Source organism: Pseudarthrobacter sp. rb, from assembly GCF_056389225.1.
This window is the reverse complement of the sequence record NZ_JBWJAR010000002.1, coordinates 156,349-177,548: the sequence shown is the minus strand read 5'-3', so window position 1 is coordinate 177,548 and position 21,200 is coordinate 156,349. Positions and strand designations below refer to the sequence as shown.

The following is a 21,200-nucleotide window of genomic DNA, read 5'->3' as shown; positions in this document are numbered from 1 at the left end:
ATCATAGCCGATCCGTACGGGGCTGACGAACCAGCACCCCTGGCGGCAGGTGGTGGCGCCGCAGGTCAGTCCCGGGCGCGCAACTCCCAGAAGGCGACGGCCGAGGCAGCGGCCACGTTCAGTGAATCCACGCCGTTGCGCATGGGGATTTTGACGGCGAGGTCGACGGCGGCGAGCGTCTCCGGACTCATGCCGGCACCTTCGGTGCCAAGCACCAGGGCGAGTTTGTCCACGTTGCGGGAGGCAACGGCGTCGACATCCTCTGCATCCGGTGTCAGTTCCAGGGCCGCGACGGTGAAGCCGTGGTCCTTGAGCACCCGGAGGTCCCCGGGCCAGTCCTGCAGACGTGCCCAGGGAACCTGGAACACGGTGCCCATGCTGACGCGCACGCTGCGGCGGTACAGCGGGTCGCCACAGCGTGGCGAGACCAGCACGGCGTCGATGTCCAGCGCCGCCGCGGAGCGGAAAATGGCGCCCACGTTGGTGTGGTCCACGATGTCTTCCAGCACAGCCACGCGGCGCGCCCCGGCGAGGAGGTCGGGCAGCGGCACCGGAGCCGGGCGCTGCATGGCCGCCATGGCGCCGCGGTGCAGGTGGAAGCCGGTGATTTCTTCCAGCAGGGCAGCCGAACCGATGAACGCCGGAACGTCCGGGTACGCCTGGAAGACGTCGTCGAGGTCCGCCATCCACTTCTCGGCGAGGAAGAATGACCGGGGCTGGTGCCCTGCTGCAAGGGCCCGGCGCAGGACCCGCGAGGACTCGGCGATGTACATCCCCTCGGCGGGTTCACGGAGCTTGCGCAGGTGCACGTCGGTCAGGGTGGTGTAGTCGCTGACGCGCGGGTCATCGGCGGATTCGAGGTAGTGGAAGGTCACCGGGTGATTATTTCAGCAGGTTGGCGATCATCACGCCGAGGGCCACGATGCCCAGGCTGAAGATCACGGCGCGCAGGACGCGCGGCGAGAGTTTCCGCCCTACCTTCGAACCCATAAGGCCGCCGATGGTGGAGCTGATGGCGATCAGCAGCACCACCAGCCAGTTGATCCGGTCGAAGGCGAACAGCAGGTAGGAGATGGCGGCCACCATGTTCACGCCGAGGACCAGGATGTTCTTCATGGCGTTGGCGTTCTGGATGGTGCCCGTGAGGAATATGCCCAGGATGCCGACCAGCAGGATTCCCTGCGCCGCAACAAAGTAGCCACCGTACACGCCGGCCAGGTAGACCAGGACCACCAGGAGGACGCCGTGGCGTTTGTCCCGGACTGCGTGTTCGGGGTTGGCCTCGCGGTTGCGCACCCAGTCCTGGAGCCGGGGCTGGAACACCACCATCAGCAGGGCCAGGACCAGGAGGACAGGGGCGACGTAGTGGAAGACCTTCTCCGGCAGGTGCAGCAGGAGCCAGGCGCCGGTGACGCCGCCCAGGACCGAGGCGGGAAGGAGACGCAGCACCTGCCGTCCCCGGCCGGCCAGCTCGCGGCGGTATCCGAAGGCCCCGGCGCCCGTTCCGAAGACCAGGCCCATGGCATTGCTCATGGAGGCGGTGACGGGTGCCACGCCCAGGGCGATGAGCACCGGAAAGGTCACAAGCGTGCCGGAGCCCACCACCGCGTTGATGGTGCCGGCCCACAGGCCGGCGATGAACACAATGATGCTGCTGAAGAGTTCCAAGGTAGTAGCGCAGGCCCCTCTAGCGGCGTGCTGTGGCGGTGTAGCGTCCCGCGTTCTCGGAGACATCCAAAGGAAGCCCGAAGGTGGTGCTCAGGTGCTCTTCGGTCAGTACCTCGGTGATGGGGCCGGCGGCCACCACGCCGCCGTCGCGCAGCAGCATGGCGTGGGTGAAGCCGGGCGGGACTTCTTCAAGGTGGTGCGTGACCAGGACCATGGCCGGAGCCGACTCGTCCCGGGCCAGCTCGCCCAGCTTGTGGACCAGCTCCTCGCGGCCACCCAGGTCCAGGCCCGCACCGGGCTCATCCAGGAGCAGCAGTTCGGGGTCCGTCATGAGGGCGCGGGCGATCTGGACACGCTTGCGCTCGCCCTCGGACAGGGTCGCGAACGTCCTGTTCAGCAGCGGGCCCATGCCCCAGTCGTTCAGGAGCCGGAAGGCGCGCCGTTCGTCATCGCGCTCGTAGCCCTCGCGCCAACGGCCCGTGACGCCGTAGGCGGCCGTGACCACCACGTTGAGGACGTTCTCGTGCTCCGGAATCTGGGTGGCAAGGGCTGCCGAGGAAAGGCCGATGCGGGGCCGGAGTTCGAAGACGTCAACACGGCCCAGGACTTCGTCGAGGATGCCGGCGGTGCCGCTGCTGGGGTGGAGGCGCGCGGCCGCGATCTGGAGAAGGGTGGTTTTGCCGGCCCCGTTGGGTCCCAGGATGACCCAGCGTTCGCCCTCGTTGACCTGCCAGTCAACCTTGTCCAGCAGGGTCTTCTTACCACGGACAACGCTGACGGAGTCCAGTTCCAGAACATCACTCATAGGAGTAGACACTAGGACAAAACAGAAGATGACTGATAACCGGTGTGAAGGCTCCCTAAGGGTTCGGCCGCGGCCGTCCGCAACGAATTCAGGACACCCCACCCGCGCTGACTAAGATTGCAGGCATGACTTCGAACGTGACTGCGGTCAGCTATGGCCTGAATATGACCCCCGCCGGGCTGGAGCAGCTGCGTTCCGTCCTCGCCTCACGTGGCGCAGAGGTGCTGTCCGAATCCTCCGCCGGTGACAGCCGGTACGGGGTCCAGGTCCTTGACTTGGCCCTTCCCGATGCCACCGCGGCCGGCCTGGCCGCGCTCCGCCGGGCCGTGGCGGATGCCGCAACCGATGGTTTTGACACGGCCCTGGTGCCCGCCGGGCTCCGCTCTGCGGCCCGAAAGCTGCTGATCATGGATGTGGACTCCACCCTCATCCAGCAGGAGGTCATCGAACTCCTGGCCGCCTACGCCGGCAAGCGCGAGGAAGTGGCAGCCGTAACGGAAGCTGCCATGCGCGGCGAACTCGACTTTGCCCAAAGCCTCCACGCCCGGGTGGCGGTACTCGCGGGGCTGCCCGCCGACGTCGTCCATTCCGTCCGCAAAGAAGTGAAGCTCAGCGAAGGTGCCGATCAGCTCGTGGCCGCTTTCAAAGCCGCCGGCCACACGGTGGCTGTGGTATCCGGCGGCTTCAACCAGATCCTTGAGCCGATTGCCGGGGACCTGGGCCTGGACTACTGGCAGGCCAACGAACTGGAAATCGTCGACGGCGCGCTGACCGGCAAGGTGCTGGGCGCGGTCGTGGACAGGGCAGCCAAGGAAAAGTACCTGCGGGAGTGGGCTGCTGCCGAAGGCATCGCGCTCGAGCACACCATTGCCGTGGGCGACGGCGCCAACGACCTGGACATGCTCGGCGCCGCCGGGATCGGGGTGGCCTTCAACGCCAAGCCCGCCGTGCGCGCCGTGGCCGACGCCGCCCTGAACATGCCGTACCTGGACGCCGTCCGCCACATCGCCGGGGTCTAAGCCCCCGCAACGCCTCATAACAAAGGCGGCCCCCGCCGCCGGATTACCCGGCGGCGGGGGCCATCTGCCCGCTGCTGCTTAGCTGGAAGCCTGCCCGGCGCTCTTGCCGAAGTAGTCGGCACCGCCGGCGTACTCCGTGTGGCCGGACTCGACGTCGGCCGTTGCCATTCCGGCTACAACCTGCGCGAACTCCTCCACCGAGTAAAGCTTCCCGGCTTCGGCGCGGCGGGCTTCGATGGCGCCCGGGGTGGAGCGGTCCAGGAGCGTGGCGGTGACCGTGCCCTCGATCATGTCGCCGGACACCACCACCAGGGAGATGCCCTTCTCCGCCAGGTTGGGGATCAGGTCCCGGAGTGCGTCCTCGCCGGCGCGCTTGCTGCGGGCCACCGGCTCGTATGCCGGCATGGTGGGGACGGTGTTGATGAAGTGGGCCTGGTGGCTGGTCACGAAGACCACGCGCGAGCCTTCCTTCATCAGGGGCACCGCCGCGTTGAGCATGTTCACCTGCGCGTCGCGGTTCAGCTTGAGCGCGTAGTCCTCCCCCATCCCGGTCTCCATGCCGCCGGAGGCATTCAGGACCAGGATGTCCAGGGACCCGAAGTTCTCCATGGCGGCGCTGGCCAGGGCCTGCACACCCTCCTGCGTGGTGAGGTCCGCGCCGACCGCGACGGCCCGCCCGCCATCGGCTTCGATGCCCTGTACCACTTTGTTGGCGCGGGGCGCCTTCTGGCGGTAATTGACCACGACGGCGGCGCCCTCCGAGGCGAGGATCTTGGCTACGTCGGCGCCAATGCCCCGCGATGATCCGGTGACGATCGCCGTCTTGTTGTCCAGCAGTCTCATACGAGCTTCCTTTGTTCGAAACATCTAAATCGTTCTGGCCTGCAGTCCATCATGCCAGTGGCCATGGCCAATATCCGTTGTCTGACTTCGACAAATAAGGACCGCGGGGCTAGTTTCCTGCAGCGGCGGAGGCTGAAGGATCAGTGGCCCATGCCCAGGCCGCCGTCCACGGGGATGACGGCACCGGAGATGTACGCGGCCTCGTCGCTGGCGATCCAGCGGACCACGTTGGCTACCTCGGCAGCTTCAGCGAAACGGCCGGCGGGGATGCTGGCCAGGTAATCCTTTTGGGTGGCCTCGGGGAGTTCGGCGGTCATGTCCGTGTTGATGAATCCGGGTGCGACCACGTTGGCGGTGATGCCCCGGGAGCCCAGTTCGCGGGTGAGGGAGCGGGCGATGCCCACCAGGCCGGCCTTGGAGGCGGAGTAGTTGATCTGTCCCGGCGCACCGTACAGGCCCGAGACCGAGGAAATGAGGACCACGCGGCCCTTGCGCAGCCGGATCATGCCCTTTGAGGCACGCTTGATCACGCGGAAGGCGCCGGTCAGGTTGGTGTCGATCACTGAGGTGAAGTCATCCTCGCTCATGCGCAGCAGCAGGGTGTCCTTGGTGATGCCGGCGTTGGCCACGAGGACTTCCACCGGACCGTGGGCAGCTTCCACTTCCTTGAAGGCGGCATCCACGGAAGCCTCGTCGGTGACGTCGGCCTTGACGCCGAGGATGCCCTCGGGCAGCTGGGTTTCGCTGCGGTAGGTCACAGCCACCTTGTCGCCGTTGGCGAGGAACGCCTGCGCGATGGCCAGCCCGATACCGCGGTTGCCGCCGGTGATGAGGACGCTGCGCGGTGCGGTAACTGCTTCAGTCATGGAGGTGCTCCGGGATTCTGCGGCTGGCTGCGCCGCGGTAGAGGGTGTGGTTTGGCTGGAACCGATCTTAGCGGCAGCCCTGCCGCGGGTTTGGGCAGCACTGCCGATGGTGCGAGAATTAAGGGAAGCCTTTGGAGCGTGATCATTCACCGTGACCCTTGAAAACCATGCGGGACGTCCGGCGCCCGAAGAACCGGGCCGGTTCTCCGGCGACAGCGAGGTCCACAGCATTACGGATGCCGCCGCCGCCCATTCGGAGGATATGCGCCAGCGGATGATCAAGTACGCCCTGGCCATGGGCATCCGCATGGTCTGCCTGATCCTCATTTTCGTGGTGGACGGCTGGTTCAAGATCATTGCGGTGGCGGGCGCAGTCTTCCTGCCGTGGTTCGCCGTGGTGATTGCCAACGGCAGCGACAAGGCAGAAACGCCCAGTGACCTGCTGCTGGATTCCGCGCCGCTGGCCGAGCTGGAAAGCCCTGCCCCTCCGGTGGCGGATGAGGAACCGGGAAGCGCCGTGCTGCAGGGCGAACTGGTGAAGGACGAGGACCCGGAGCACGGGGAGGAGCGGCAGGCATCATGAGCATTTTCGATTTCGCAGCAGGAACGGACGTGGCATCGGAGGCTGCCGCCGTCTGCTCACGGAAGGCGTGCAGGGCCCAGGCGTCCTGGCAGCTTCTCTGGAACAACCCGAAAATCCATGCTCCTGAGCGGCGCAAAACCTGGCTGGCCTGCGCCGACCACCGGGAATGGCTGGAGGACTACCTGCAGACGCGTGGCCTGTGGAAGGAAACCCTCCCGCTGGAAGCCGCCGGGGACGCCCCGCTGGAGCAGGACATCTGAATGTACCGTTTCCTCTTTTCCAGCAAGTGGCTGGGCTATCTCCTGCTGGCCGCCATCTTTGCCACCGCGTGCGTTTTCCTGGGCCGCTGGCAGATGGACCGGCGCGCGGAGACCCTGGCCGAAATCAACCGCGTCGTCAGCAATTACTCGGCGACTCCCATTCCCTTTGCCCAGGCACGGGACCAGTTCACCCAGCTGGACCCGGCCAAGGAATGGACCCAGGTCGAGCTGAAAGGCTCCTACGATGCCGCCGGGCAGCGGATTGTCCGCAACCGGCCGCTCAATGGGCAGCCCGGGTACGAGGTGGTGGTCCCGTTCCGCCTCACCACGGGTGAAACCGTTGTCATTGACCGCGGCTGGCTGCCCATCGGCAACAAGAATCCAGGCAGCCCCGACTCCGTGCCGGCCCCGCCCCCCGGTGACGTGACCGCCGTCGTACGTTTGAAGCATGGCGAGCCGGAACTGCAGCGCGGGGCGCCCGAGGGGCAGCTGGCATCCATTGACCTTCCCACCTACTCGTCGCAGCTGGGTTATCCCCTGATGACGGGTGCGTACGGCCAGCTGGCCTCGGAAACGCCGGCACCGGCGGAGATGCCGGTTGCCTTCCCCAAGCCGTCCACGGATGAGGGGACGCACTTGTCCTACTCGCTGCAGTGGTTCGCTTTCGGGGTGCTGATGTTCGTGGGCTTCGGCTATGCGGCGCGGCAGCAGGCACGCAACGCAGCCATCGACGCCGAGGACCAGGAAGAGATGGTCCTGGACGGGGCGGTCCACTCCGCTGTCCCTGCGGCCCGCCGCCAGCCGGCACCTCCGCGCAAGCGCCGGAAGGCGACAGCGGAGGAAGAAGAAGACGCCCTCCTGGACGCGCAGGGGTACTAAAGCATGGCAACGTACGACGGCGGCCCGGTCGCCTTGGTGCGCTCGGCCCTGGTGGAGGCCGGTGTCGGGGATACTGTGCGGACCTTTCCGGCCGGAGTTCCCACGGCGGCGGCAGCAGCGCAGGCGCTCGAATGCGATCTTGCGGCCATCACCAACAGCCTCATCTTCGACGTCGGCGGCGTACCCCTGCTGATCCTCGCCAGCGGGGCGGCCAGGGTGGACACTGCGCTGGTGGCGGCCCAGCTTGGCACCGGCAAAATCCGCCGCGCCTCCCCCGCTTTCGTCCTGGACCATACCGGGCAGGAAGTTGGCGGGGTCGCCCCTGTAGGCCACCCACAGAGAATCCGGACCCTGCTGGACGAAACCCTGCAGGCCCACGGGCTGCTGTGGGCTGGAGCAGGTGACCACAACTCGATGTTCAGCATCACCTACCAGGAGCTGCTCCGCATGACCGGGGCCCTGGAACTGACGGTGCGCTAGGCGAGGGTGATCAGGTCCAGGTAGTCCTCGTTCCAGAGGTCTTCAACGCCATCCGGAAGCATGACAACCCGTTCGGGGTTCAGGGCCTCGACAGCACCTTCGTCGTGGCTGACCAGGACGACGGCGCCGGTGTAGTTGCGGAGGGCGCCGAGGATCTCGGCGCGGCTGGCGGGGTCCAGGTTGTTGGTGGGCTCGTCGAGGAGGAGGACGTTGGCGCTTGAGGCCACGATGGTGGCGAGGGCCAGGCGGGTCTTCTCACCACCGGAGAGCACGCCTGCGGGCTTGTCGACGTCGTCACCGGAAAACAGGAATGAGCCCAGGATGCCCCGTACCTCGGCGTCCTTCATGTCCGGTGCGGACGAGCGCATGTTCTCCAGCACGGTGCGGTTGTGGTCCAGGGTTTCGTGTTCCTGGGCGTAGTAGCCCACTTTGAGGCCGTGCCCCGGGATGACCTCACCGGTGTCGGGGGTGTCCACACCGGCGAGCATGCGCAGCAGGGTGGTCTTGCCGGCACCGTTGAGGCCAAGGATGACCACTTTGGAGCCACGGTCGATGGCCAGGTCCACGTCCGTGAAGATCTCCAGCGACCCGTAGGACTTGCTGAGCCCGTCCGCGGTGAGCGGGGTCTTGCCGCAGGGTGACGGGTCCGGGAACCGCAGGGCTGCCACGCGGTCCTGTTCGCGGACAGCTTCCAGTCCGCTGAGCAGCCGCTCGGCGCGTTTGGCCATGTTCTGCGCGGCGACGGCCTTGGTGGCCTTCGCCCGCATCTTGTTGGCCTGGTCCATGAGGACTTGTGCCTTCTTTTCGGCGTTGGCCCGTTCACGCTTCCGGGCCCGCTCGTCAGTTTCCCGCTGCAGCAGGTAGCGCTTCCAGTCCATGTTGTAAAAGTCGATCTGGGCACGGTTGGCATCGAGCAGGAACACCTTGTTCACGGTGGCTTCCAGCAGGTCCGTGTCGTGGCTGATCACGATCAGGCCGCCCTGGTGGTTCTTCAGGAAGTCACGCAGCCAGGCAATGGAATCGGCGTCGAGGTGGTTCGTCGGTTCGTCCAGGAGCATGGTCTCGGCATCCGAGTACAGGATGCGGGCAAGCTCCACACGGCGCCGCTGTCCGCCGGAAAGCGTCTTGAGCGGCTGGTTCAGCAGCCGGTCAGGGAGGGCAAGGTTGGAACAGATGGAGGCTGCTTCGGCCTCGGCCGCGTAGCCGCCGGCGGCGAGGAACTCGGATTCCAGCCGGTCGTACCGGTTCATGGCCTTGCGCTGGACGTCGGCGTCCTCGCTTGCCATTTCGTCGTGCGCCTTGCGCAGTTTGCCGACGACAATGTCCAGGCCGCGGGCGGAAAGGATCCGGTCCCGCGCCAACTGTTCCATGTCGGGGGTCCGTGGGTCCTGGGGCAGGTACCCGATTTCGCCGCTGCGGGTCACCTTGCCGGCGGCGGGCAGGCCTTCGCCCGCGAGGACACGGGTCAGCGTGGTCTTGCCAGCGCCGTTCCGGCCCACCAGGCCGATCTTGTCCCCTTTATCGATGCGGAAGCTCACCTGGTCCATGAGGAGCCGGGCACCGGCGCGCAGTTCAAGATCCTGGACAGTAATCACAGCAGGTAAGGCCTTTCACAACAGGGAACGCCACGGTCCGCGCACTGTGTGCGAAGGGACGCTGGGGCAGAGTGGCCGGAGAACGGCACAGTCCAGTCTACCGTCCGGCGGGCCACGCCAGTTTCAGCAGCAGAAACTTCCGGCAGTCCGGTGCTTGGTGCCGTGGGCTTAACGGCCGGCTGCGCCCCGGAGGTTCAAGCAGAATGGGGTCATGGAATTCGATCGGCTGCTCCAGATCCGGCGTATTTACGCACAGCCAGCCGCCCTGGAGCTGCCCCGGGGCCGGCAGATCGTAGCGCGCTGGCCGGACGCCGACGTCGTACTGGTGGACAGCCATTGGAACATCCCGGACCTGCACGGTGACGAAACCAACGTGCCGCGCTGGTCACGGATCAAGACGGAGGCGCTGGTCCTGGGGATCAAAAAGTCGCTGACCGTCAAACCCAATGGCCGCTCGGCGGACTTCATTGCACCTTCCACGGCGAACGGCTGCGCCATGGCGTGCGCCTACTGCTACGTTCCCCGGCACAAGGGCTACAGCAATCCAATTACGGTGTTCGCCAACATCGACCAGATCGCTGCGACGCTGGAGCGGCACGCCACCCGCCAGGGGCTCAAGCTGGAGCCCAACCAGTGCGACCCGGAGCTGTGGGTCTACGACATCGGCGAAAACAGCGACTGTTCGGTGGATGCGCTGATCAGCCCCAACGTCGAGGAGCTTGTGGGGCTTTTCCGCGACCTGCCCAACGCCAAGCTGTCCTTCGCCACCAAGTTCATCAATCCGGAGATGCTGGGGTGGGACCATGGCGGGCACACCCGGATCCGCTTCTCCCTGATGCCGGCGGACCTGGCCAAGTCCATTGACGTCCGGACATCGCCCGTGGCGGAACGGATGGCAGCGATCAACGAGTTTGTCGAGGCCGGCTACGAAGTGCATGTGAACTTCTCCCCCGTCATCATCACCGACACTTGGCTGGCCGACTGGGAGGCGCTGCTCCGCCAACTCGACGCGACGTTGACGGAGGCAGCCAAGGCCCAGCTCGCGGCGGAGGTCATTTTCCTGACCCACAACGAGCAGCTGCACGAGGTCAACCTGGGCTGGCATCCGCAGGCTGAGAACGTCCTGTGGCGTCCCGACCTCCAGGAGTCGAAAACCTCGTCCAACGGTTTCAACAACGTCCGCTACCGGTCACGGGCCAAGGCAGGCTATGTGCGGCAGCTGACCGCGCTCATTCAGGACATCGCGCCGTACTGCCGCATCCGCTACGCGTTCTGAAACGCGCGGCGGATGCGGCACCTGTCAGTCTTTGTGCTCGGCGGGCCGGTGTCCGCCGTTCCCGGCAGGCGCGGCCGCCTCATTGTGGCCGCCCTTGGCTTTGCCGAACGGCAGCACTTTCAGAAGCGGGCCCACCACCGCCATGACGATGAGGCCCCAGGCGAGCCCGACGACCGTTGAGCACAGGGTGTTGACAAGCCAGGCCAAAAGACCGCCGACAACCGCGACCGCGGCCACCGGGTGCTCAAGCGCGTGGACCAGGTCGTAGGGTGTGTGCCAGCCGAGGTCATGCGCGCCCTGCAGCATGATGTGGCCGCCAACCCACAGCATGGCGATCGTTCCGACGAAGGTGATGGTGGCCAGCACGGCGGGCATTCCCCTGACCAGCAACCTCCCGAACCGCTTGGAGCGGGGAGAGTCCTTGGCAGCCAAGTGCACACCGATGTCGTCCATCTTGACGATGAGCGCGACGGCGCCGTACACGAGCACCGTGATGGCGAATGCCACCAGGACCAGGATGAACGCACGGACCCAGATGGATTCTGTCGCCACCTCGTTCATGGAGATGACCATGATCTCGCAGGACAGGATGAAGTCGGTGGTGATGGCGCCTTTGACGACCTTGGCCTCGGCGTCGTGCCCGCGTTCCACCGCCGGCGCTTCTTCCTCCTCGTGGTGGCCGCCGCGGAGCTTGTGCCAGACCTTCTCGGCGCCCTCGTAGCAGAGGTAGGTGCCGCCGAGCATGAGGATGAACGGGATGATCCAGGGGATGAAGGCGCTGATGAGCAGCAAGGCGGGCAGGATGATCAGGAGCTTGTTCCGGATGGAGCCCCAGAAGATCTTCTTGATCATCGGCAGTTCGCGTGACGGGTCCGCACCTGAGACGTACTGCGGTGTGACCGCGGCGTCGTCGATGACGACGCCGGCAGCTTTGGCCCCTGCCTTGGCTGCACCGGCTGCGACGTCGTCCACTGATGCTGCCGCGATGCGCGCCAGGGCTGCGACGTCATCCAGCAAGGCTACGAGGCCGCCGCTCACAGCTGGCCCCCGCGAATCTTGTGATCAGGGCGTTGAGCATTGGGGGCTGGGTGCGTGATGGGCATATTCGGAGTATATTGCAGGCCGCCTGCAGGCTCAGCCCTTCGTCAGGTCCTCCGCGAACATCACAATGATGCCGCTGGGGCCCCGCACGTAGCTGAGCTTGTAGGCGTTTTCGTACGTTGCGACGCCACGCAGGGGATGGCAGCCGTGCCGTGCGGCGATCTCGAGAGCCTGGCCAATGTCGTCAACCGAGAAGGCAACGCGGTGCATGCCGATCTCGTTGGGCAGGGTGGGCTCAGTCTCGATTGCGTCGGGGTGGATGTATTCAAAGAGCTCGAGGCGGCCGTTGCCGTCCGGCGTTTGGAGCATGGCTATCCGGGCGTGGTTGCCGTCGAGCCCGACGGCGGTATCGGCCCATTCCCCGCTCACAGTCTGCCGGCCCAGGACAGTGAGCCCCAGGTCGATAAAGAAGGCGATGGCCTCTTCCAAATCGCGGACCGCGATGCCTACATTCTCGATTTTGATGGGCATGGGCCACACGCTACCAAGGCCGCATTGTCCGGGTCGAGGCCTGCCCCCACGGGAAGTTGGTGTGGTGCGGGACCTTGCTGTTCGACTTTTTGCTTGACACCCTAAATACTAGACAGTCTAGGCAAGTTGGAATCCGACGAAGAGGTGGGCATGGAGCGCGGTGAGGAACAACAAGCACTGATATCCGTCATCAACACGTTCCGGGCAAGTTTCCCGGACGTTCCCGGACGGACGTCGAAGACGCCGTCTGCGAGGAATACTCGGTCTTCAACGCCGGCCCCGTGCGGAGCTTGGTACCCATCCTTGTGGAACGTGCTGCCACCAAGCGTCTGGAAGGCGGACTGCTGTAAAGGTGTCTCCGGGACGTCCGGCCTCTATCCCCCGGCGTGAGGCTGCAAAGAGGATTAACCCGGACCGGCCGTCGTCCGCGGTCACCCCGTGAATCGACGGGAAGCGGCCAACCGGCCGGAAGCCCAAAGCCTCGTGCATCGCGATTGACGCGGTGTTGTGCTCGTTCGCAAAGTAGAAAACGCTGGTGGCGCGGGCCCAGATCCAATCCATCCGTGCCCGAGTGAGAGCGGAGCCAATTCCCCTCCGCCGGAAATCCGGGGCGACCTCAATCCCGCCGAGGAAGTGCCCCGCGGGGACGTCGGCATCAGGCTCGCCATGAAAGTGCGTTTTGGCCATCCCGACAATTTCACCCCGTACGGCCGCTGCCAGGATGGCCCGGTCACCTGAGTGGTCAAACGCCTCCGCTTTCCAGTGTGGGCGGCCGCTCGCATCACAAATTGCATTCACAGCCGGCAGATCAGTCAGCGTCGCCTCGCGTATCTCCACGCACCGAGCCTAGCCGGGAGCTCAACCGGTCGCGGCCCTTGCTGGATGAGACGCGGGGAACTCAGCGCCTGGCCTGGTACCTGGTCAGGATCACGCCACCGGGAAATGTCCGGGTCTCCACCAGGCCCAGGTTCATCCTGCCTTCCAGGGCCGTGAAGAACGGTGTGCCGCCTCCCAGCAGGACCGGATGAGTGACGGTCACGTACTCGTCGATCAGCCCGGCGCGCATGGCCGCCGCGGCGAGTGTGGCGCCGACGATGTCCATGGGACCGCCCTCGCCGGCCTTGAGGCGGATGATTTCGGCGACCGGATCGCCGGTGACCAGGCGTGCATTCCAGTCGACGGTGCTGATCGTCGAGGAGAACACCACCTTCGGCATGTCCCGCCAGCGGTGGGCGAACTCGATCTGCGCCGGTGTGGCGCCAGGCTGCTGGTCGGCGGTCGGCCAGTGCGAGCTCATGGTCTCCCAGAGTTTGCGGCCGTACAGCGCCAGGCCCGTCGCTGCGACCCGGTCGGACCACCATTGGAACAGCTCATCGCTCGGTACGCTCCAGCCGAGGTCGTCGCCGGGCGCTGCGATGTAGCCGTCCACGCTCACATTCATGGCGAAGGTCAGTTTCCGCATGGCGCCAGTCTCCCGTGCGCCGGCAGCCTCTGTACAGACCAGCAGAGTTCGTGTTCGGTGGGGCCGGCGCTCCCGGGATCAGTCCCAGCCGGCAGCCCGCCGAACAGCCACCGCCAGCTCTACGGCAGGAATGTCGGAGGAGTCCAGTACCAGATCATCGGTCTCTGCAGCTTCAAGGATTTTTGACAATCCGTTGACGCGGTCCAGGTGCCAGGCGAGGCCTTCCGGATCGTCCCGATGGCGGAAGCGCAAGCGCGACTCCAGCACCTCTGGACGAGCCACGAGACGGCAGACGAACATTCGAACGGAACCCAGGGCTGCGACGTAGCGGGGTATTTCAGCTTCTGACTCGATGACCCCTGCGAGAATGAACCGAGTTGCTCCCGCAGCCCGATAGTTGTTCGTGAGGTTCTGGAGATTGAGCAGTGCGAGTTCATGGTTGAACCGGTCCGTTTCGGGCGCGGGGACCAGCCTCCGAATTGCGTCCAGATCGATGACAGCGTGACGTCCCCGTTCAGCCGCGCTTAGCGCATCAGCAAGGGTGGACTTTCCTGCACCGACGGTTCCATTGACGAAAATTGAATCCATGACCCGATCCTCCCAGTCAGCGCAGGAACATAACCTGTCAACGCTGCCTCTGATCCGGGACCGCATGCATGTCCTCGAGATCCTCTGCCGGTGCTTCTTCCCCGGCAGTTTGTGAACGGTGGCGCCGTCCGGCTGCAAGGACCAGTGCGGCGGCACCCAACAGCATGGCTGCGGCCAATACGCCGAAGAATAAGGGAACGTCGAACCCGATATCGGTCCCGTCATTCCCGGACGTGGCCTGGGCCGTGGGTCCTGCTTCTTTGACCTCAGGCTGTTCCGCTTGTGCTGTGGTCACAGGCGGCCCGGATACGCGTAGGTCCTGGGCCGGGAAGACAGTTACAGATGCATCGGCGGTGTTGGTTACGATGACAGACCCGTTGGGAGCGATGGCGAGGTGTCCGGGATTTTTACCTGTGGGCAGGCCGAGTGAAACGTTGGTTCCGCCGGGTTTGATGACGGAGAGGCCGTTGGCCTCGTAAAGGACATAGACCGTACTGTCGATGCCCACGGCGACTTCCTTGGGGCCGCCTGGCACCGCCACGCGGTAAGCGACGGCCGAGTCTCCGGGCTTGATAACGGCGACGTCGTTAGTGGTGATGTTGGTGACATAGACGGCGCCGTCCGGGCCGACCGCGATCCCGTGCGGGTTACCGGTTTGACCGGGGTTCGGGCTGACATCAATGGTGCGTGAAACCCTGCCGGCACCTTGAGGGATGACCGAGACCGTTCCGTCGTTCTGGTTGGTCACATAGGCGGTGCCGTCCTTGGCCACGGCCACTTCCTTGGGATTACCTCCGACGGTAATCGCGTAAGCTGGTGCGCCTGCTCCGGGAGGGATGACCGAGACTGTGCCCAGGTTAGGGTTGGGAACAAAGACAGTACCGTCCGGGGACGCGGCTATAAGGTGGGCACCTCGACTGAGGGGAATGGTACGGGCAACCTCAGAGGAGCCCTTCGGGATCACGGCGAGCCTTTCCTCCTGCTGGGTGTAATCCCACCCTTCGACAAACAAGGTCCCGTCTCCAGACAAGGCCATGCCGGCAGGGCTGAAACCGGGTATCAGGGTCGTGGCTGGTTGACCCGCCCCCGCAGGAAGAACGCTGACCCCTCCACCGGGGGAGTAATTGCCGATATACGCGGTCCCCTCCGCGTCGATGACGACGCTGAGAGGCTCTCGACCAACGTAAATCAGGTCCCCCGAGGCTGCTGCAGGGACACCACCAGTCAACAAGATGATCCCAGCGACACCCGCTGCCACGCCCGCGGTAAACCGCATATACCTGCCCCCAAACCGATATTGAAAGAAAATCCTCAGATGAGCATAGTGCCGGCCTGTCTGCCGCCACCGCGAAGCCCGCACGTCTACTGGTGGAACGGCACGGGTGACGGGCAACTTACCCACGTGCGCGACGACGGCACGCTCACCGTCCACGTCAGTCCAGGCTTCCAGTCCGTGCTCCGCTCCATAACAACGGACGGATAGCGCTGCGTGGCCCGCTTGTGCCCACCCGAAAGCACCCACACCCTCCCTTAGTAGGACCCCTACAAAATGGTCCCCATTCCGCCCCGGTAGCGTCGGCTGTACATTAGATTCCGCTTGTACAACCCCGACAGGACCATCATGAGCAACACCGAGACCACCCCAGAAACCGGCAAACGGACGGAGCGCCGCCGCTGGAACGGCACCGACCTGGGACTGATCGCCGTCTTCGCCGCCCTCGTTGCCGGCGCAGCCCTGGTGCCGGGGCTGGCCCTGAACGGCTTCGGCGTCCCCATCACCTTCCAGACCCTGGCCGTGATGCTCACCGGCCTGGTGCTGGGCCCCGCCCGCGGATTCGCCGCCGTCGGACTTTACACCCTCCTGGGCCTGGCCGGCCTGCCCATCTTCAGCCAGGGCCGCAGCGGCCTGGCCATCCTTGCCGGGCCCTCGGCCGGCTACATCATCGCCTTCCCCATCGCCGCCGCAGTAGTGGGTTGGCTGGCCACTGTGGTCATCCGGCGGACCACGAAGGCGCGCGCCCTGTGGTTCTTCCTGGCCGCCACGGTCACGAGCGTTGTCTTTGTGCACACGCTGGGCGTCCTGGGAATTGCCCTCAACTCCAAGGCCACCCTGGAGCAGGCCTTCCTCAGCGACCTGGTCTTCTACCCGGGAGACATCATCAAGAACCTCCTCGCCGCCGCCGTCGCTGTCGCCCTCCACCGGGCCTTCCCCGACGTCCTGGTCCGCCGCGTGCGCCGCCGCACCCAGCCCACACAAAGCGCCTAGGGACAACGCATGCCGGCAGTAACGTTCGACCAGGTGGGTGTCGCCGTCGAAAGCGAAAACTCCCCGCAGCCCAAGGTCCTCCTGGACGCGGTCAGCCTCAGGCTGGACGAAGCACGGGTGGGCGTCATCGGTGCCAACGGATCCGGCAAATCCACGCTGCTGCGCCTCATCAACGGACTCATCCAGCCCACCAGCGGCACCGTCACGGTCGACGGCGACGACACGGTGGGTGCCGTCCGGAAGGTCAGGCGCAACGTGGGGTTCGTCTTCACAGATCCCCTGTCCCAGCTGGTGATGCCCACCGGCCGGGAAGACGTGGAACTGTCTCTCCGCCGTTCAACAAAAAACGGTTCGGAGCGGCGGCAGTTGGCAGACAAAGCCCTCGAACGCCTGGGCCTGCTGCACCTGGCGGACCAAAGCATCTACGAGCTGTCCGGCGGTGAACGGCAGCTGATGGCGCTCGCCGCTGTGCTTGCCGTGAACCCCCGGGTGCTGGTGCTGGACGAGCCCTCCACGCTCCTGGACCTGCGCAACCGCGAGCTGCTCCGCAGGACCCTGGCGGATCTGGACCAGCAGATCATCATGTCCACCCACGACCTTGACCTGGCACTGGACATGGACCGTGTCCTGGTCATCGACCAGGGCCGCGTGGCCTTCGACGGCGCCCCGGCGGACGCCGTGGCGGCCTACCGCTCATGGTGCCTGCAGGGGCTCGACGCCACAAGGCGGGATTCCCCATGAGGGGCCACGGCTTCCTCCTGGCCAACTACGTGCCCGGCACCTCACTGGTACACCGGGCCCCGCTGGCACTGAAGTTCCTCCTGGTCATCGGCTGTGGCCTGCTTTCCTTCCTCATCGTGGACTGGCGCATTTCCGGGGTGATCCTGGCCGTCCTCTGCGGCCTGTTCCTCGCCACAGGCGCGGGGGCGAAGCGGCTGTGGCACGCCGTCTGCCCGCTGGCCCCCGTGCTCCTGGTCATTGGACTTTTCCAGTGGTGGCAGCTTGGCGGCCCCACAGCGGGCCGGATCGTGCTGAACATCCTGGTCTGCGTCGTGGCAGCATCCCTGCTCACCGCCACCACGCCGATCCAGCGGCTCCTGGACGGTGTGGTCCACCTGGCGCGCCCTTTCAAAAGGTTCGGCGCCGATCCCGAACGCTTCGCGCTGACCATCGGCATCATGCTCCGCAGCATCCCCTTCATCGCCGGAACCTTCGCCGACGTGCGCGACTCCGCCAAGGCCCGGGGACTTGAGCGCAACCCCCGCGCGCTGGTCCTGCCGGTCTTCATCACGTCCGTGGCCTACGCCCGCCAAACAGGTGAGGCACTGGCCGCCCGCGGCCTGGGCGAAGCGGAAGACTGACGGGCTGGGACGCCAGGCGGCGTTACAGCCGCCGGTACTCCAGGAGCGCCGCCGTGCCCATGCCACCGGCCATGCTGATCATCGCCAGCCCCAGGGCACCCTCGGTGTCCGCCCGCCGCGCCTGGGCCAGCAGCCGGGTGACCAGCACGGCACCCGACGCACCGTAGGCGTGCCCCAGCGCCAGCGCCCCGCCGTCGAGGTTTGCACGGCCGGGGTCGATGCCCAGCTGTTCGAGGCACGCGAGTGTCTGCGAAGCGAACGCCTCGTTGAATTCCACCAGGTCCAGCTCGTCAGCTTTCACGCCTGCAGCAGCCATCACACCACTGGCAGCCGGAACAGCGCCCATCCCCAGCACCTGCGGAGCCACCCCGGCGGTACCCGTGCCGCGCACCAGCAGGCCATCACGCACCCCCAGTTGGCGGGCCCGGGCAAGGGACGTTACGACGACGGCGGAGGCGGCGTCCGCGTCAAAGCAGGAGTTCCCGGCGGTGACAGTTCCTCCCGGCACAAAGGCGGCCGGGAACCGTGCCATGACAGCCGGGGTCAGGCCGGCCCGCGGGCCGCCGTCCGAAGAGACGGCCCCGGCCGGGGTCTCCAGCGGCACGAGTTCGTCGGTGAAGCGTCCGTCCCGGATGGCAGCGAGGGCTTTCCGGTGGCTGGCCAGCGCGAAATCATCCTGGCGTTCGCGGGCAACACCGTACTCTTTGGCCACCGTTTCCGCGGCCACGCCCATGTCCGGGTCCCCGAAGCTGTCCGGCACGAACTGGGCGCGGCGGTAAAACTCCGGGGCGCCGTTGTCCTTCCTGTGCGCCCGCAGGGGCGCAGTACTGGTGCTCTCCACTCCCCCTGCCAGGTACACCGGGTTGCCGCCGGCCCCCACCAGCCGCGACGCGAGCACGATCGCATCCAGTCCTGACCCGCACTGCCGGTCCACGGTGATACCCGGCACCGAGACCGGAAGTCCGGCCGCCAGCAGGGCCAGCCTGGCTACGTTCCCGCCGCCGCCCACGGCGTTGCCGATAACGACGTCAGTGACGGACCCGGGGTCGAGCGCCACTGCGGTCACCAGCTTCCGGAGGACCGGAGCCAGGAGTTCGTGGGCGCGCAGGCTCCGCAGGGCGCCGTTGACGGGGCAGACAGGGGTCCGCCGCGCGTCGATGATGACCGGCTGGCGTTCGGGCGGCAGGAGGTCAGGCACCAAGGGCACGCACCCTGGGGTCGCGGGCATTGATCCACTCCAGCAGGAGGTTCCGACTGACCTTTCCCCGGTCCGTGGTGGGAAGCTCCTGGAGCAGGTAGTACTGCAAGGGCCGCTTGTGCCGCGACAGGATGTCCTCCAGGCCGGCCCGCAGCTGGGTGGCACTGATTCCGCCGTGGGAAGGCACCACGCCTGCCACCACGCGCTGGCCGCGCAAATCATCGGCCATCCCCGCGGCGACTGCTGCCGCAACTCCGGGAACGGCCGCCAGCGCCAGTTCCACCTCATGCGGGTAGACGTTCCTCCCCGCCGTGAGGATCATGTCGGCACGCCGGCCAAGGATGTGCAGCCCGCCGTCCGCCAGGTAGCCCTGGTCCCCCACCGTGTACCAGTCGCCGAACGACCGCAGCGCTTCGCCGTCATCGCCCCACAGGTAACCGTTGCTCACCATGCCGCTGCGGACGCAGATGTTGCCGTAGCCGCCGTCGGGGACCGGTGCGCCGTCGTCATCCAGGATCCGGACGTCGACCCCCGGTAACGGCCGGCCGATTCCGGTGCCGCCTGCGGCGGCAGCCTGGCCGGGTGCCAGGCCCAGGCCGGACACGAAGCTCAGTTCGGAGGCGCCGTAGTACTCGTAGATGGTGGCATTGGGGGCCCAGCGCCTGGCCGCCTCAAGGGTGCGGGCATCAAGTTTGGAACCGGCGCAGATGATGGTCCGCACGCCGGAGGCATCGACGCATCCGGTCATTCCGCGTTCGCTGAGCATCCGCAGCATGGTGGGCACCAGGACCAGGCGGGTGACACGGTCGTGGGTTATGGCCGCATGGACGTCGCCGACGTCGAACGTCTCCAGCGTCTGGAACTCCGAACCGGCGTACAGGCACTCAGCCAGGGCGTAGAGGTTCAGGCTGGCTGCCAGCGGACCGGGTGCCAGGGTCACGTCATCCTGCCGAAGCCCGAAGAACTCGATCGAGGCGTCGAAGGATTGCTGCCAGGACTGCCGGGAGCGGGTGAACGCCTTGGGTACAGCCGTGGTTCCGGAGGTGAGGCCGATCAGGAAGCTGGAGTCCGGCGGCCCGTCGGCCAGCTGGTCATCCGGGGACACCGGGGCCGGATCGGCGCATGCTTCCACCCGCCGGACGATGTCTTCCTGCAGCGGGGCGGACCACGCGGGATCCAGGACGGCGCATTGCCGGCCGCCCGCAACGGCGGCTGCGAATTTCACCGCAAAATCCACGGAGTTGGCCTCACACAGCGCGGTGACGGACTTGGTCCCGGCCACCAGTTCAGCGGCGGCGTCCCGCAGCTGCTCCCAGTCCAGGCGGCGTCCGGCGATCACGACGGCGGTGTCGTGCGGCCGCTGCCCGGCCCAGCGCTGGAGCTTGTCGAGGAAAGGCACGGACCAACTTTACTTGCCGGGAGGATTGAGCGCCCGGCCCGCGGGTAATGTGACGTTATGAGTTTCAATGACAACGTTCAGCTGGATCCCTCCCAGGTCCAGGACCGCCGGGGCATGGGCACCGGGGTGAAAGTCGGCGGCGGCATCGGCGGCGGCCTGGTCCTGCTCGTTGCGCTTTTGCTGGGCATCAACCCCAACATGCTTGGTGGCTTGACCGACGGCGGCAATGCCGGGCAGTCGCAGGGTACGGCGCCGGCCTGCAACACGGGCGCCGACGCCGACGCCCGGCTGGACTGCCGGATCACGGGCACCGTGAACAGCCTCAACGCCTTCTGGCCCGGCTACCTGAAGCAGTACAACGTGCAGTACCCCCGCCCGGAGGCGGTCATCTTCAGCGGCGGCACCAACACCGCATGCGGTGCCGCGACCTCAGAGGTGGGCCCGTTCTACTGCCCAACGGACACCACGGCGTACTTCGATCCCGGGTTCTTCCAGGAACTCGTGGACCGCTTTGGGTCCTCTGGCGGCCCCCTGGCGCAGGAGTACGTGGTGGCACACGAGTTCGGCCACCACGTCCAGAACCTGCTCGGCGACCTGAAGCGGGCGCAGCAGGATCCGCAGGGTCCGGAATCCGGTTCCGTGCGGACCGAACTGCAGGCTGACTGCTACGCAGGGCTGTGGGCCAAGTACGCGTCCACCACGCCGGACCCGGCCACAGGGCAGCCGTACCTGGAGCCCCTTACCCCGCAGGATGTGAACGACGCATTGTCCGCCGCCGCGTCGGTGGGTGACGACCGCATCCAGAAGGCCGCCACCGGGCGTGTCTCCCCCGAAGGCTGGACGCACGGCTCCAGCGAGGAACGCCAGCGCTGGTTCTCGCGGGGCTACCAGTCCGGCGACATCAACCAGTGCGACACGTTCAGCGCCGCAACCCTCTAACCCGGTTCACCCCCATCGATTGCTCCGTAACGGCCCTTTTGGCACCCCAAAACGGCGGTTACGGAGCAATCGACGAACCGACGACGACGGGCGGGCACCCTGGCGGGGAAGGGGGCCCGGCCGCGGGGGAGTTGGGGGGTG

General features: G+C 66.3%; 25 protein-coding genes and 1 pseudogene. 12 read left to right on the top strand and 14 right to left on the bottom strand.

What is annotated here, in order from left to right:
• Window positions 1-65: 65 nt before the first annotated feature.
• The 3 genes from ACWRN3_RS03505 to ACWRN3_RS03495 are packed head-to-tail and all read right to left on the bottom strand — an operon-like array spanning window position 66 to window position 2,473.
• Window positions 66-875, bottom strand: coding sequence for a TrmH family RNA methyltransferase (locus ACWRN3_RS03505; protein ID WP_255172206.1), 810 nt, complete (start codon window positions 873-875; stop codon window positions 66-68).
• 7 nt (window positions 876-882) lie between these two features.
• Entirely contained in the window at window positions 883-1,668 is a 786-nt protein-coding gene (locus tag ACWRN3_RS03500; protein WP_255172205.1) for a sulfite exporter TauE/SafE family protein, read from the bottom strand.
• A gap of 19 nt (window positions 1,669-1,687) precedes the next feature.
• A complete protein-coding gene (locus ACWRN3_RS03495; RefSeq protein WP_159632023.1) occupies window positions 1,688-2,473 on the bottom strand; it encodes an ABC transporter ATP-binding protein in 786 nt (261 codons plus the stop codon).
• 125 nt (window positions 2,474-2,598) lie between these two features.
• On the opposite strand from ACWRN3_RS03495, the gene serB reads away from it, so the two are divergent.
• Window positions 2,599-3,492 carry a phosphoserine phosphatase SerB gene (serB, locus tag ACWRN3_RS03490; RefSeq protein ID WP_476739881.1) on the top strand — a complete coding sequence of 298 codons (894 nt, stop codon included), beginning with the start codon at window positions 2,599-2,601 and terminating at the stop codon, window positions 3,490-3,492.
• Between the two features lie 78 nt (window positions 3,493-3,570).
• On the opposite strand, the gene ACWRN3_RS03485 is transcribed toward serB, so the two are convergent.
• Together ACWRN3_RS03485 and ACWRN3_RS03480 are read right to left on the bottom strand one after the other, a co-directional pair.
• On the bottom strand, window positions 3,571-4,335 hold the full coding sequence (locus ACWRN3_RS03485) for an SDR family oxidoreductase (RefSeq protein WP_476739880.1): 765 nt from the start codon (window positions 4,333-4,335) through the stop codon (window positions 3,571-3,573).
• 140 nt (window positions 4,336-4,475) lie between these two features.
• Window positions 4,476-5,201: a beta-ketoacyl-ACP reductase gene (locus tag ACWRN3_RS03480; RefSeq protein WP_159632026.1), complete on the bottom strand. Its 726-nt coding sequence runs from the start codon at window positions 5,199-5,201 to the stop codon at window positions 4,476-4,478.
• Window positions 5,202-5,352: 151 nt separating this feature from the next.
• Between ACWRN3_RS03480 and ACWRN3_RS03475 the strand changes: the two genes are divergently transcribed.
• Genes ACWRN3_RS03475 through ACWRN3_RS03460 form a run of 4 tightly spaced genes read left to right on the top strand, consistent with a single transcriptional unit; the run spans window position 5,353 to window position 7,403 of the window.
• Window positions 5,353-5,784, top strand: a complete 432-nt coding sequence (locus ACWRN3_RS03475) for a DUF3099 domain-containing protein (protein ID WP_255172201.1) — start codon at window positions 5,353-5,355, stop codon at window positions 5,782-5,784.
• Entirely contained in the window at window positions 5,781-6,044 is a 264-nt protein-coding gene (locus ACWRN3_RS03470) for a hypothetical protein (RefSeq protein WP_255172200.1), read from the top strand. Before ACWRN3_RS03475 ends, ACWRN3_RS03470 begins: the two co-directional genes overlap by 4 nt.
• A complete protein-coding gene (locus ACWRN3_RS03465; protein ID WP_476739879.1) occupies window positions 6,045-6,923 on the top strand; it encodes an SURF1 family cytochrome oxidase biogenesis protein in 879 nt (292 codons plus the stop codon).
• Between the two features lie 3 nt (window positions 6,924-6,926).
• A complete protein-coding gene (locus ACWRN3_RS03460; protein ID WP_255172198.1) occupies window positions 6,927-7,403 on the top strand; it encodes a YbaK/EbsC family protein in 477 nt (158 codons plus the stop codon).
• Here the strand turns inward: ACWRN3_RS03460 and ACWRN3_RS03455 are convergent.
• Complete coding sequence (locus ACWRN3_RS03455; RefSeq protein WP_159632029.1) at window positions 7,400-8,998, bottom strand: ABC-F family ATP-binding cassette domain-containing protein; 1,599 nt, start codon at window positions 8,996-8,998, stop codon at window positions 7,400-7,402. The two genes, ACWRN3_RS03460 and ACWRN3_RS03455, sit on opposite strands and share 4 nt — an antisense overlap.
• 211 nt (window positions 8,999-9,209) lie before the next feature.
• On the opposite strand from ACWRN3_RS03455, the gene ACWRN3_RS03450 reads away from it, so the two are divergent.
• Window positions 9,210-10,274 (top strand): spore photoproduct lyase family protein, encoded by a 1,065-nt coding sequence (locus tag ACWRN3_RS03450; protein ID WP_476739878.1) that lies wholly within the window; start codon window positions 9,210-9,212, stop codon window positions 10,272-10,274.
• A gap of 24 nt (window positions 10,275-10,298) precedes the next feature.
• Here ACWRN3_RS03450 and ACWRN3_RS03445 read toward each other — a convergent pair whose 3' ends face one another.
• On the bottom strand, window positions 10,299-11,312 hold the full coding sequence (locus ACWRN3_RS03445; RefSeq protein WP_476739877.1) for a DUF808 domain-containing protein: 1,014 nt from the start codon (window positions 11,310-11,312) through the stop codon (window positions 10,299-10,301).
• 96 nt (window positions 11,313-11,408) lie between these two features.
• A complete protein-coding gene (locus tag ACWRN3_RS03440) occupies window positions 11,409-11,846 on the bottom strand; it encodes a VOC family protein (RefSeq protein ID WP_476739876.1) in 438 nt (145 codons plus the stop codon).
• Window positions 11,847-12,028: 182 nt separating this feature from the next.
• On the opposite strand from ACWRN3_RS03440, the pseudogene ACWRN3_RS03435 reads away from it, so the two are divergent.
• Window positions 12,029-12,166, top strand: a pseudogene (locus tag ACWRN3_RS03435) (three-helix bundle dimerization domain-containing protein); the annotation flags it as partial.
• On the opposite strand, the gene ACWRN3_RS03430 reads toward ACWRN3_RS03435, so the two are convergent.
• From ACWRN3_RS03430 to ACWRN3_RS03415, 4 genes are all read right to left on the bottom strand, one after another.
• Window positions 12,114-12,644 carry a GNAT family N-acetyltransferase gene (locus tag ACWRN3_RS03430; protein WP_369693220.1) on the bottom strand — a complete coding sequence of 177 codons (531 nt, stop codon included), beginning with the start codon at window positions 12,642-12,644 and terminating at the stop codon, window positions 12,114-12,116. The pseudogene ACWRN3_RS03435 and the gene ACWRN3_RS03430 overlap by 53 nt on opposite strands.
• Window positions 12,645-12,744: 100 nt before the next feature.
• On the bottom strand, window positions 12,745-13,308 hold the full coding sequence (locus ACWRN3_RS03425; RefSeq protein ID WP_255172193.1) for a dihydrofolate reductase family protein: 564 nt from the start codon (window positions 13,306-13,308) through the stop codon (window positions 12,745-12,747).
• A gap of 78 nt (window positions 13,309-13,386) precedes the next feature.
• On the bottom strand, window positions 13,387-13,896 hold the full coding sequence (locus tag ACWRN3_RS03420) for a DEAD/DEAH box helicase family protein (protein ID WP_476739875.1): 510 nt from the start codon (window positions 13,894-13,896) through the stop codon (window positions 13,387-13,389).
• 37 nt (window positions 13,897-13,933) lie between these two features.
• Window positions 13,934-14,932, bottom strand: a complete 999-nt coding sequence (locus tag ACWRN3_RS03415; protein ID WP_476739874.1) for a Vgb family protein — start codon at window positions 14,930-14,932, stop codon at window positions 13,934-13,936.
• Between the two features lie 279 nt (window positions 14,933-15,211).
• On the opposite strand from ACWRN3_RS03415, the gene ACWRN3_RS03410 reads away from it, so the two are divergent.
• The 4 genes from ACWRN3_RS03410 to ACWRN3_RS03395 all read left to right on the top strand — a co-directional run bounded on the left by ACWRN3_RS03410 (window position 15,212) and on the right by ACWRN3_RS03395 (window position 17,523).
• The gene (locus ACWRN3_RS03410) at window positions 15,212-15,379 is read left to right on the top strand and encodes a hypothetical protein (protein ID WP_255172190.1); all 168 of its coding nucleotides are present in this window, start codon (window positions 15,212-15,214) and stop codon (window positions 15,377-15,379) included.
• Window positions 15,380-15,517: 138 nt separating this feature from the next.
• Complete coding sequence (locus ACWRN3_RS03405) at window positions 15,518-16,162, top strand: biotin transporter BioY (protein WP_476739873.1); 645 nt, start codon at window positions 15,518-15,520, stop codon at window positions 16,160-16,162.
• 9 nt (window positions 16,163-16,171) lie between these two features.
• Window positions 16,172-16,903, top strand: a complete 732-nt coding sequence (locus ACWRN3_RS03400; RefSeq protein WP_255172188.1) for an energy-coupling factor ABC transporter ATP-binding protein — start codon at window positions 16,172-16,174, stop codon at window positions 16,901-16,903.
• The gene (locus ACWRN3_RS03395; protein WP_476739872.1) at window positions 16,900-17,523 is read left to right on the top strand and encodes an energy-coupling factor transporter transmembrane component T family protein; all 624 of its coding nucleotides are present in this window, start codon (window positions 16,900-16,902) and stop codon (window positions 17,521-17,523) included. The genes ACWRN3_RS03400 and ACWRN3_RS03395 overlap by 4 nt, the downstream gene beginning before the upstream one ends.
• A gap of 22 nt (window positions 17,524-17,545) precedes the next feature.
• On the opposite strand, the gene ACWRN3_RS03390 is transcribed toward ACWRN3_RS03395, so the two are convergent.
• Window positions 17,546-18,751 (bottom strand): thiolase family protein, encoded by a 1,206-nt coding sequence (locus ACWRN3_RS03390; protein ID WP_476739871.1) that lies wholly within the window; start codon window positions 18,749-18,751, stop codon window positions 17,546-17,548.
• Window positions 18,714-20,120, bottom strand: a complete 1,407-nt coding sequence (locus ACWRN3_RS03385; protein ID WP_476739870.1) for a class I adenylate-forming enzyme family protein — start codon at window positions 20,118-20,120, stop codon at window positions 18,714-18,716. The genes ACWRN3_RS03390 and ACWRN3_RS03385 overlap by 38 nt, the downstream gene beginning before the upstream one ends.
• Before the next feature lie 57 nt (window positions 20,121-20,177).
• Here ACWRN3_RS03385 and ypfJ point away from each other — a divergent pair, with 57 nt between their 5' ends.
• Window positions 20,178-21,059 (top strand): KPN_02809 family neutral zinc metallopeptidase, encoded by an 882-nt coding sequence (gene ypfJ, locus ACWRN3_RS03380; protein WP_255172184.1) that lies wholly within the window; start codon window positions 20,178-20,180, stop codon window positions 21,057-21,059.
• Window positions 21,060-21,200 lie beyond the last annotated feature (141 nt).

Excerpts from the sequence above, each read along its gene's own strand:
- ACWRN3_RS03470 (WP_255172200.1), top strand. The coding sequence starts at position 5,781 with ATGAGCATTTTCGATTTCGCAGCAGGAACGGACGTGGCATCGGAGGCT.
- ACWRN3_RS03410 (WP_255172190.1), top strand. The coding sequence starts at position 15,212 with ATGAGCATAGTGCCGGCCTGTCTGCCGCCACCGCGAAGCCCGCACGTC.
- serB (WP_476739881.1), top strand. The coding sequence starts at position 2,599 with ATGACTTCGAACGTGACTGCGGTCAGCTATGGCCTGAATATGACCCCC.
- ACWRN3_RS03405 (WP_476739873.1), top strand. The coding sequence starts at position 15,518 with ATGAGCAACACCGAGACCACCCCAGAAACCGGCAAACGGACGGAGCGC.
- ACWRN3_RS03415 (WP_476739874.1), bottom strand. The coding sequence starts at position 14,932 with ATGGCCTTGTCTGGAGACGGGACCTTGTTTGTCGAAGGGTGGGATTAC.
- ACWRN3_RS03485 (WP_476739880.1), bottom strand. The coding sequence starts at position 4,335 with ATGAGACTGCTGGACAACAAGACGGCGATCGTCACCGGATCATCGCGG.
- ACWRN3_RS03480 (WP_159632026.1), bottom strand. The coding sequence starts at position 5,201 with ATGACTGAAGCAGTTACCGCACCGCGCAGCGTCCTCATCACCGGCGGC.
- ACWRN3_RS03400 (WP_255172188.1), top strand. The coding sequence starts at position 16,172 with ATGCCGGCAGTAACGTTCGACCAGGTGGGTGTCGCCGTCGAAAGCGAA.
- ACWRN3_RS03495 (WP_159632023.1), bottom strand. The coding sequence starts at position 2,473 with ATGAGTGATGTTCTGGAACTGGACTCCGTCAGCGTTGTCCGTGGTAAG.
- ACWRN3_RS03395 (WP_476739872.1), top strand. The coding sequence starts at position 16,900 with ATGAGGGGCCACGGCTTCCTCCTGGCCAACTACGTGCCCGGCACCTCA.
- ACWRN3_RS03440 (WP_476739876.1), bottom strand. The coding sequence starts at position 11,846 with ATGCCCATCAAAATCGAGAATGTAGGCATCGCGGTCCGCGATTTGGAA.
- ACWRN3_RS03390 (WP_476739871.1), bottom strand. The coding sequence starts at position 18,751 with ATGCCCGCGACCCCAGGGTGCGTGCCCTTGGTGCCTGACCTCCTGCCG.
- ACWRN3_RS03425 (WP_255172193.1), bottom strand. The coding sequence starts at position 13,308 with ATGCGGAAACTGACCTTCGCCATGAATGTGAGCGTGGACGGCTACATC.
- ACWRN3_RS03420 (WP_476739875.1), bottom strand. The coding sequence starts at position 13,896 with ATGGATTCAATTTTCGTCAATGGAACCGTCGGTGCAGGAAAGTCCACC.
- ACWRN3_RS03460 (WP_255172198.1), top strand. The coding sequence starts at position 6,927 with ATGGCAACGTACGACGGCGGCCCGGTCGCCTTGGTGCGCTCGGCCCTG.
- ypfJ (WP_255172184.1), top strand. The coding sequence starts at position 20,178 with ATGAGTTTCAATGACAACGTTCAGCTGGATCCCTCCCAGGTCCAGGAC.
- ACWRN3_RS03450 (WP_476739878.1), top strand. The coding sequence starts at position 9,210 with ATGGAATTCGATCGGCTGCTCCAGATCCGGCGTATTTACGCACAGCCA.
- ACWRN3_RS03465 (WP_476739879.1), top strand. The coding sequence starts at position 6,045 with ATGTACCGTTTCCTCTTTTCCAGCAAGTGGCTGGGCTATCTCCTGCTG.